The organism is Ruegeria sp. BHSB064, assembly GCF_059613205.1.
Map to the genome: position 1 here is coordinate 1 of NZ_JBXWSB010000150.1, position 9,229 is coordinate 9,229.

Here is a 9,229-nt window from a genome sequence, read left to right on the forward strand (position 1 = left end):
GTGGGGTTCCGGTCGCAGAAGACCGCCTGGATCGCATCCTGCGCGCGGAAACACGTGAAGTTCTGGGTTCGGTGTCCTCGCGTGACATCCTGAGTTCAGACCGTGCCGCACTGATGCTGCGCATCCGCAACAGCGCGATTGCCGAGGCCCGCGCGCTGGGTGTCAACGTGATCGACGTGCGTCTCAAGGCAACCGACCTGCCGCAGGCGAACCTTGAGGCCACATTTGACCGGATGAAAGCCGAACGTGAACGCGAAGCAACCGACGAACGCGCCCGTGGTAACGAGGCGGCGCAGCGTGTGCGCGCGCAGGCCGACCGGACCGTGGTTGAACTGGTGTCGGACGCCAATCGTGAAGCTGAGATTATTCGCGGTGAAGCAGATGCAGAGCGTAACGCGATCTTCGCCGAAGCCTTTGGCAAAGACCCGGAATTCTTCGAGTTCTATCGCTCGCTGTCAGCCTATGAGCGCGCGCTGGGCGGCAGCAACAGCTCGATGGTGCTGAGCCCGGATTCCGAGTTCTTCAACTACCTGAAATCGCCCACAGGGCAGGCGACCCAGTAATGGGCATGATCCTTCTGGCCTTTGGGCTGGTGCTTATTGTCGAGGGGCTGGCCTATGCGCTGGCCCCTTCGCTTATTGAACGTATGTTCGAAGCGCTTCGTTCAGTGCCAGAACAGGCGCGCCGATTGATGGGGCTACTGTGCGTCATAAGCGGCTTGATCCTTCTTTGGGGGGCGCATCAATTGGGTTTTTGAGGTCACGGCTTCACTTGGCGGTGATTTCCCCGCGATCCCGAGTTGCTCGCCCGACCAAACTGACTACATTGGTGAACAAGAAGGACCGCTTTCAAACGGTCTGGGGGAAGAATGTCGACAAGGAGAGCTCAAGTGCAGGCGAAAGCGCGCAGTGTGTCCGTCCGGTGGGACGAAGTTAGTGATTGGATGCGGCTGATGTGGCTGGCTTTTGCCGGGCTGCTGCTTTTGCTGGCGCAAACCGTTGCCGTACAGGCCCGTGGGGAAAGTCTTGCGCCGCTGGCGGAAAAGATCAGCCCGGCCGTTGTGAACATTACAACAAGCACCCTGATCGAAAGTCAGACGGGTCCGCAGGGGATTGTCCCCGAAGGATCTCCGTTCGAGGATTTCTTTCGCGAATTTCAGGACCGAAACGGAGATGATGATGACGCGCCACGTCGCAGCAACGCCTTGGGCTCGGGCTTTGTGATTTCGGAAGACGGATTTATCGTCACCAACAATCACGTCATTGCCGAAGCCGATGAAATCCTTGTGGAATTCTTCCCGGGCGACGGCCAGCCCAAGCAAGAACTGGTGGCTAAAGTCATCGGCACGGATGAGAAGACCGATATCGCGTTGCTCAAGGTCGAAGCGTCGGGCCCGCTGAAATATGTGACCTTCGGCGACAGTGACGTCGCGCGCGTGGGCGACTGGGTAATTGCCATGGGCAACCCGCTGGGTCAGGGCTTTTCGGTTTCAGCCGGGATCGTATCGGCCCGTAATCGAGAGCTGAGTGGATCCTATGACGATTACATTCAGACCGACGCGGCGATCAACCGAGGCAACTCGGGTGGCCCGTTGTTCAACATGGATGGCGAAGTGATCGGCGTGAACACGGCAATCCTGTCTCCCAACGGAGGGTCAATCGGAATTGGATTTTCGATGGCGTCCAACGTTGTCGTCAAAGTTGTCGACCAATTGCGTGAATTTGGGGAAACGCGCCGTGGGTGGCTTGGCGTGCGTATTCAGGACGTGACACCAGACATGGCCGAAGCAATGGGGCTTGAGAAGCCCGGTGGTGCTTTGATCAGCGATGTCCCGGAAGGTCCGGCAAAAGAAGCGGGTTTGAAGGCGGGTGATGTGATCACCAGTTTTGACGGCGTCGAGGTTGAAGATACGCGTGGTCTGGTGCGTCAGGTCGGTGAAACAGAAGTTGGAAAATCTGTGCGTGTCATCGTGCATCGGGACGGCGGAACCCAGACCGTGTTGGTTACACTGGGGCGCCGCGAAGATGCTGAGCGTGCTGATAGCGGCGAACAGGAACCTGAAGATGCGCCGGTCGACGAGAACGCGGATATTCTCGGCCTGACGATATCTCCCCTGACCGACACGCTGCGCGAGGATCTGGGGCTTGACGCAGATGCCGAAGGTCTGGTGATTTCCGACGTGGATCAGGCGTCCGAAGCATATGCCAAAGGATTGCGGGCCGGTGATCTGATCACCGAAGCAGGACAGCAAAAAGTTGAGACCATCGGAGATCTGGAAGAGCGAATGGAAGAATCGCGCGAAGCCGGCAGGAAATCCCTGCTGCTTTTGGTGCGCAGGGGCGGAGATCCGCGGTTTGTGGCACTGAGCCTTGAAGAATAAACGCAAGAGGCCGGGATAAAATCCCGGCCTTTTTCTTTGCTTGCCCGATCTGGGACAGGGTTTCTCCAAAAAAAATGAGCCATACGCAAAAATTGCGTATGGCTCAGATACAGGGAGAGGTCAGTGGACAGATATCGGGGATGATTCTCTGACCTCCTACGGTAACAAGTTCACCTTAGGTTATGATTGGAAACAGGTCTGTGAAGCAGGTCACACCTGTTCAGATCAGGTCGGACTCGGCCAGTTCCCGCAAGGCTGTGAAGTCCTGGATCAGCAACCCTCCTCGGGACGCTTCCACAACGTTGTCTCTTTTCCAGCCAGAGATTGTCTTAGACACAGCTTCACGCGTCGCCCCGACAAATTCGGCCAGTTCGCTTTGCGATAGCGTAATGCGCTCGGACGGGTTGTCCTGAAGGCCGGACAGGTGCAGCAGCTTTCGGGCCAGTCGAATGGGCATTGGCAAGAAGACTTGTTCGTTCAGCTGCGATCCCATCCATCGCATCCGCAATCCGGCCAGCCGGATTAAATCCTCTGCAAGATCAGGATGGTGCCGGATCTGTTTCAAGACGTCATTGCGACGGACGCGCAGTACACGCGACGGTTCGGCCGCAGCTATGGTGGCCGTGCGTGGGCCATTGTCAAAGAGGGCGATTTCGCCAAAGACCTCGCCGGGGCGCATCAGGGTCAGGGTTAGCTTGCGTCCGCTCATAGCCAGAAAGGACACTTCCAGCGTTCCGTCCAATATGGCGTAAAGCGCGTCGCCCTCGTCGCCTTGTTCAAAAAGTGTTTCGCCTTGGGACAAAGAAATTTCGTTCGCTTGAGCCGAAAGCATTTCTCTGAGCCCGTCGGAAGCTTCGGACAGGAAGCCGCTGTTGGGAAAGGCCGTCATGTATGCACCGATCTTGGGCAAGGTGAGTGTGTGGGTGGTGACACAACTTCACATAGCTCGGCGCATTATCCAAGAATTTTGTTTGTTTTGGCAGACCTGGCTGACGCAACGGGACTTATTTCTGCTCCGGGTCCTCCATGTAGCGCTGCAACATACTGAATTGCAGCATCAAAAAGGCCATCAGCGCGATGGGAAAGCCAAAGGTCTCGATCTTGACCCACATGTCCGTCGACATAGTGCGCCAGACAAATTCGTTGGCGGCGGCCAAAATGGCAAAACAGGCGCACAAGCGGCGGGTCAGGATCATCCAACCTTCCTGTTTCATCGGAAGCAACTCTTCCAGAACATAGGCCAGATAAGACTTCTTTTGCATCAGGCCAATGCCCAGGATCAAAGCAAACAGACCATAGACCAGCGTGGTTTTCATCTTGAAGAACCGCTCGTCGTTGAACCAGGCGGTAAGACCACCGAAGAAAAGCACCATGAAGGCGGTGAATATCTGCATTCGGCTGAGTTTTCCGGTCAGGTACCACAGGATACCCATCGCACCGAGCATCAGAGGAACAAAGATGATCGTCGCAACGATAAAGCCGGAATATTCAATACCACCGATCAGAAAACTGTCGTCACGCAAACGCAGGTAGATGAAGAAGAAGGCCAAAGGGGGGCCAAGCTCCAGCACCTGTTTCAAAAACGGGTTGATGTCTTTTTTGACTGTCATCTGTACGTCCTGCTGTTTACCCGCCCATTTCAACTATTACGGCGCCGAGTGCAATCAATGCCATAAGGGCAATGCGTCGGGGGCCTACAGTTTCCTTTAGCACAAGCCAGCCGATCAGTGCCGCGAAGACAGTTGAAGTTTCGCGAAGGACGGCGGCCTCACCCACTTTGTCCAGCCGGGTGGCGAGCATGATCGCACCAAAGGAGAGTGGGGCAATAACTCCACCCGCCAGACCACGCAGCATGAGGGGGCCGACAGCAGGACGGTCGATCATGGCTCGCCATCTGAGGAAGGCGTAGATCGGCATGGCCGTACCATCGATCATGAAGAACCAGGCCAGAAAGGTGAAAGGGTCAGCAGTGGCGCGGATGCCGTAGGCGTCATAGGTGGTGTAAAGGGCCACAAAAAGGCCCGTTATGATTGCCAGAGTGAGCGCAATGCCTAGGGTGTCCCGATTGGTTTCCAGAAACCGGAAATTATACGCGGCCAACCCGAAGATGCCAGCCAGCAAGGTCGCAACGCCCAGCCATTGAACGGCAGAAAAGGTCTCTCCGAACAGAAGATAAGCACCGATGACAGTAAAAAGCGGCCCGGTTCCGCGCACGACCGGATAGACCACTGTATAGGAACCTTTGGTATACGCCATGGCCTGAAGCGTCTTGTAGGCGATGTGGATCAGCCAGACGAGCGCGAAGATCGGCCACATATGCGGTTCGGGCCAGGGCACAACAAAAAGGGCAAAAGGTGCGGCCATGAGGCAGTAACTGGCATCAATGGCCCCACGAGACAGCCACGGATCATGGCGTCCTTTTTGCAGAGCCCCAAACACGGCATGGAGAAAGGCCGCCATCAGGGCCAGTCCAAGCGCAAGCTGGTGGCCTGCTTCGGTGCCTTCTAGTGAGATTAGCCAAGTGCTCAAAGATGCCAGCCTTTTGCAGGGCGATGAGGCTGGGGGTTTTCCACCCCCAGACCCCCGAAGGTATTTTTAGCCAGATGAAGGGGCGGATCAGCCTTTGTCCAGACCGGTCAGGGCGGCGGCAAATTCTTCGGGGTCGAAGGGGGCGAGGTCGTCGATCTGTTCACCCACACCAATGGCGTGGATGGGCAGGCCGAATTTGTCTGCCAAAGCGACCAGAACGCCGCCTTTGGCGGTACCGTCCAGTTTGGTCATGACAAGGCCCGAGACGTCGGCCAGCTTGCGGAACGTCTCTACCTGGCTCAAGGCGTTCTGTCCCGTGGTGGCGTCGAGGACCAGCAATGTGTTGTGCGGGGCTGTGTCGTCGACTTTGCGGATGACGCGAACGATCTTGGCCAGCTCTTCCATCAGGTCAGCACGGTTTTGCAAACGGCCTGCGGTGTCGATCATCAGCAGATCGGCACCTTCGGCCTGCGCGCAGGTCAGGGCATCGAACGCCAGGCTGGCGGGATCCGAGCCTTCTGGCGCGGTCAGCACCGGAACACCGGCGCGGTCGCCCCAGACTTGCAATTGTTCAACAGCTGCCGCGCGGAATGTGTCACCGGCAGCGATGACGACTTTCTTGCCTGCCTCTTTGAACTGGCTGGCGAGTTTGCCGATTGTCGTGGTCTTGCCGGACCCGTTTACGCCGACCACCAGCACCACTTGCGGGCGTTTGGGATAGATTGGCAGAGGCTTGGCCACGGGCTCCATCACGCGGGCGACTTCCTGCGCCAATAGTTGTTTGATTTCCCGGGTCGAGAGTTTGCGGCCAAAGCGCCCCTCGGCCATGTTCGAGGTGACGCGCAAGGCCGTGTCGACACCCATGTCGGAGGCGATCAGCAGCTCTTCCAGTTGCTCCAGCATGTCATCATCCAAAGTGCGGCGCATTTCCGTCGTGCCGCCGCCGCGATTGAACAGGCGGTTCAGAATGCCCTTTGATTCAGGGACTTCGGGTGGAGGAGCGATCGGAGTTGGATCAGCGGGGATCGGGGCGGGCGGTTCAGTCGGTTGCGGTGCCGGGGCGGGATTCGGAACTTCAGGGACCGGTTGCGGTTCCGGTTGTGGTTCGGGGATCACCGGGTCAGGCGCGGCCGTTTCCTCGCCGCCATCTTCGACGATGGCTTCCAGCCCCTCTTCCAGACGAGAGGAGGATTTTAACAGCTTGTCCTTTAGCTTTGAGAAAAACGCCATTTACAGTCTCCGCAGGTGTTCCCTTCACCTAATGCGGATTTGCGGCAGTTGCAAAGGGTCATGCGAACCCTAGGACAAAGCCAAGCTGTGCGCCCCAGTAAAGGGGCCAGACCAGATAGGGCGTTACCTTCAGGGCCGGGTGGTTCGGCGGCAGCAGGAACTTTTCGGTCGCAAGGATCAGATCGGACGCGATAAAGGCGATGGCGGCAGGAAAGGCCCAGCGCAAAGCGCCCGTATCCGGTAGTGCCAGAACAGTGATACCCATTCCAAGGATGATGGGGATATAGGCCAGAACAGGCCCCTTAAGATCACCTGCGCGGGGCGTAAGAACCGTTGCCATGATGATGCCCAGAATGACCAGAGACCACACGGTTGCGGGCGCGTTCCAGATCAGATCAGCGTGACTGGCCGGATAGGTCAGGAACAGCGCGATATAGGCCAGATGTCCGCCGGCAAAGGCGGCGATGCCCGCCATGAACGTGGCATCCGTTTCGCGCGACAACAATGCGTCGCCTGTCGCACATAAGACAAGCGCGACAACAAGTAACCATGGCCCGCCTTGTAAAACGGCTGCAACGGCCAAAGCGGCAACCGAGGTGGTCTTGAAAATCGTGCGAAAGGTTGAGGCCGGGCGCGCTGTCATGGGCAGATAGACAAGGGCGCAGCCAAGTGCGATCAAGAATAGTACGTTGGTCATGGATGCTCCCGGCCGTTCACACCTGATCTCAGCGGGTATGGGTTTTGAAATCAACCGCTTACGTAAAGTCAAGTTTCTTGTGAGGTTCCGTGGTCAAACGGTGAATGGCATCGACATAAAGCTTCTGGCAGAGTGCGCATATGCTCAGGTATTGGATGATTCTCGCAAGTTTTGCCGCGCAAACCGCCGCGGCGCAGACACCTTTATCTGGCTCGGAGTTCGACAGATATACGCAAGGTAAAACCCTTTTCTACGGGTTCGACGGGCAAGTATACGGGGTCGAACGGTATTTGCCAAACCGCCGCGTGATATGGTCTTTTCTGGATGGTAATTGCAAAGAAGGTTTCTGGTACCAGTCGGAAGATCAAATCTGCTTTGTCTACGAAGACAGGCCCGACCCACAATGTTGGGTCTTTACGCAATCCGGCGGTGGTCTGGTTGCGCAGTTTGAAGGCAACCCGGAGGCGACGGAGTTGTACGAGGCCGAAGAACTAGGCGAGGAAATGGTGTGTTACGGGCCAGAGGTTGGCGTTTGATCAAAGCGGGCGCACCACCTTTGAGCCGTTAAATTCGACGCCGTCATTTGCCCAAGATGGTCGGTTTAGCTCAGAACAGTGATCCCTGATCCGGGGCGTCCGGTTTGGGTTTCCTGGGCGTCGGTTTTGCTGTGGCGCCGGTGCTGAGAATGCCATCAGAGAACTCGATCTCAAGCGCCGCATGTTTGGCCGCCTGTGCTTTGGTGGTGACGACGTCCCCCTCTGCGCGGACGACGGCATATCCACGTTCCAGCGTGGCTTTGTAACTGAGCGTTTCGCGCAGGCGATCTGTCGCCTCAAGTTGTTGCTTGAGGCGTTCCAGCCGCGTGGACTGAGCGGTGTTCATTCGATCGCCTAGGCGGGCAAGGCTCTGCCGCTGTTGGTCGATCTCGCGTTCAATAGGTCGCAGAGACAGGCGCGACGACAGGTTGTGCAGCGATTCCTGTCGTGTCGATACCAAACCGCGCAGGGTCGAAGGGCGCAGATGGGCGGACAGTTCGACGACTTGCAAGCGGCGGTTTTGCACGCCACGGGTCAAAGCCGGTGTTAAACGATCTGCAATCAAATCAAGACGTTGGCGCGGGGTGTTCAACAGGCTGTCCGGGCGCGGCAAGGCGCGGGACAGATCGCGCAGCCTTTGTGTCCGGCGCTGTACCGCGTCAGACGCGGCACGCGACAGGCGGGCACCTTGCTCTCCGGTCCAGGCGAGCAGTTCCATGCGGACAGGCACGGCAAGCTCTGCCGCTGCAGTGGGCGTAGGCGCGCGGCGATCCGAGACAAAGTCGATCAGCGTTGTATCGGTTTCGTGCCCGACGGCTGAAATCAGCGGAATATCTGACGCGGCAGCGGCGCGGGCGACGACCTCTTCGTTAAAGCCCCAGAGGTCTTCGATAGACCCGCCTCCGCGCGCCACGATGATCAGATCGGGGCGTGGCAAAGCTCCGCCCGGCGTCAATTGATTGAAGCCTTCGATAGCGCGGGCCACTTCGGGTGCGCAATTTGCCCCTTGGACGGCCACGGGCCAGATCAACACCTTACGCGGGAACCGATCCCGGAGGCGATGAAGAATGTCGCGGATCACGGCGCCCGAAGGCGATGTCACGACCCCAATGATCTGCGGCAGGTAGGGCAACGGCTTCTTGCGCTCAGGTGCAAACAGACCTTCGGCCTCAAGTTGTTTCTTGCGCTTTTCCAGCAACGCCATCAGTGCGCCCTGTCCGGCGACGGACACCTCATCGACGTTCAGGTTGTATTTCGACTGCGCCCCAAAAGCGGTCAGGCGGCCTGTGACGACAACTTCCAACCCTTCCTCCGGGACAACGGACAAGCCTGAAATCTGACCCTTCCACGTGGTGCAGGCCAGAACATTCCGGTCATCTTTGATGTCATAGTACAAATGCCCCGAACGTGCTTTGAACACGCGTCCGACCTCACCGCGCACACGGATTCGCCCGAAGGAGCCTTCGAGCGTGCGTTTCACCTCTCCCGAGATCTCGGAAACGGTGTATTCGGGGGTATTTTGGCCCGGAATCGGGTCATCAAGCAGATCGGACATTTCAGCGCCTTGTTTCGAATGCCGGGCCAGCTTAGAACGCCGCGCAGGCAAGGCCAAGCAGATCGGAGAGCATTCATGAACATCCTCATTCTCGGCAGCGGCGGGCGCGAACACAGTCTCGCCTGGGCGGTGTTGCAAAACCCAAAATGCGACCGTCTGATCGTGGCACCGGGAAACGCCGGAATCGCTCAGATCGCGGATTGTGCCGCGCTGGATATCGAGAATGGCGGGGCCGTTGTCAGCTTTGCCGAAGAAAACGCGATTGATTTCGTGATTGTCGGGCCAGAGGCACCTTTGGCGGC

Annotated in this window: 10 protein-coding genes and 1 pseudogene; 5 read left to right on the plus strand and 6 right to left on the minus strand. The window is 57.8% G+C overall.

Annotation, left to right across the window (positions count from 1 at the left end; genetic code table 11):
* The 3 genes from hflC to AC2FNU_RS22035 form a co-directional block, all read left to right on the plus strand.
* Positions 1-563, plus strand: a 563-nt coding sequence (hflC, locus tag AC2FNU_RS22025; RefSeq protein WP_496792601.1) for a protease modulator HflC, incomplete at its 5' end; no start/stop codon positions are given.
* Positions 563-757: a DUF2065 domain-containing protein gene (locus AC2FNU_RS22030; RefSeq protein WP_496792606.1), complete on the plus strand. Its 195-nt coding sequence runs from the start codon at positions 563-565 to the stop codon at positions 755-757. The genes hflC and AC2FNU_RS22030, both read left to right, overlap by 1 nt.
* Before the next feature lie 111 nt (positions 758-868).
* Positions 869-2,380 carry a Do family serine endopeptidase gene (locus tag AC2FNU_RS22035; protein ID WP_496792609.1) on the plus strand — a complete coding sequence of 504 codons (1,512 nt, stop codon included), beginning with the start codon at positions 869-871 and terminating at the stop codon, positions 2,378-2,380.
* A 220-nt stretch (positions 2,381-2,600) separates the two neighbouring features.
* Here AC2FNU_RS22035 and AC2FNU_RS22040 read toward each other — a convergent pair whose 3' ends face one another.
* The 5 genes from AC2FNU_RS22040 to AC2FNU_RS22060 form a co-directional block, all read right to left on the minus strand.
* On the minus strand, positions 2,601-3,269 hold the full coding sequence (locus AC2FNU_RS22040) for a Crp/Fnr family transcriptional regulator (RefSeq protein ID WP_496792613.1): 669 nt from the start codon (positions 3,267-3,269) through the stop codon (positions 2,601-2,603).
* A 115-nt stretch (positions 3,270-3,384) separates the two neighbouring features.
* Complete coding sequence (locus AC2FNU_RS22045) at positions 3,385-3,990, minus strand: inner membrane-spanning protein YciB (RefSeq protein ID WP_496792617.1); 606 nt, start codon at positions 3,988-3,990, stop codon at positions 3,385-3,387.
* A gap of 16 nt (positions 3,991-4,006) precedes the next feature.
* A complete protein-coding gene (locus tag AC2FNU_RS22050; RefSeq protein ID WP_496792621.1) occupies positions 4,007-4,909 on the minus strand; it encodes an EamA family transporter in 903 nt (300 codons plus the stop codon).
* 87 nt (positions 4,910-4,996) lie between these two features.
* Complete coding sequence (ftsY, locus tag AC2FNU_RS22055) at positions 4,997-6,139, minus strand: signal recognition particle-docking protein FtsY (RefSeq protein ID WP_496792624.1); 1,143 nt, start codon at positions 6,137-6,139, stop codon at positions 4,997-4,999.
* 58 nt (positions 6,140-6,197) lie between these two features.
* The gene (locus tag AC2FNU_RS22060) at positions 6,198-6,836 is read right to left on the minus strand and encodes a lysoplasmalogenase (protein WP_496792629.1); all 639 of its coding nucleotides are present in this window, start codon (positions 6,834-6,836) and stop codon (positions 6,198-6,200) included.
* A gap of 155 nt (positions 6,837-6,991) precedes the next feature.
* Here AC2FNU_RS22060 and AC2FNU_RS22065 point away from each other — a divergent pair, with 155 nt between their 5' ends.
* Positions 6,992-7,372, plus strand: coding sequence for a hypothetical protein (locus tag AC2FNU_RS22065; protein ID WP_496792634.1), 381 nt, complete (start codon positions 6,992-6,994; stop codon positions 7,370-7,372).
* A 70-nt stretch (positions 7,373-7,442) separates the two neighbouring features.
* On the opposite strand, the gene xseA is transcribed toward AC2FNU_RS22065, so the two are convergent.
* The gene (gene xseA / locus AC2FNU_RS22070) at positions 7,443-8,927 is read right to left on the minus strand and encodes an exodeoxyribonuclease VII large subunit (RefSeq protein WP_496792638.1); all 1,485 of its coding nucleotides are present in this window, start codon (positions 8,925-8,927) and stop codon (positions 7,443-7,445) included.
* Positions 8,928-9,002: 75 nt separating this feature from the next.
* On the opposite strand from xseA, the pseudogene AC2FNU_RS22075 reads away from it, so the two are divergent.
* Positions 9,003-9,229, plus strand: a pseudogene (locus tag AC2FNU_RS22075) (phosphoribosylamine--glycine ligase); the annotation flags it as partial.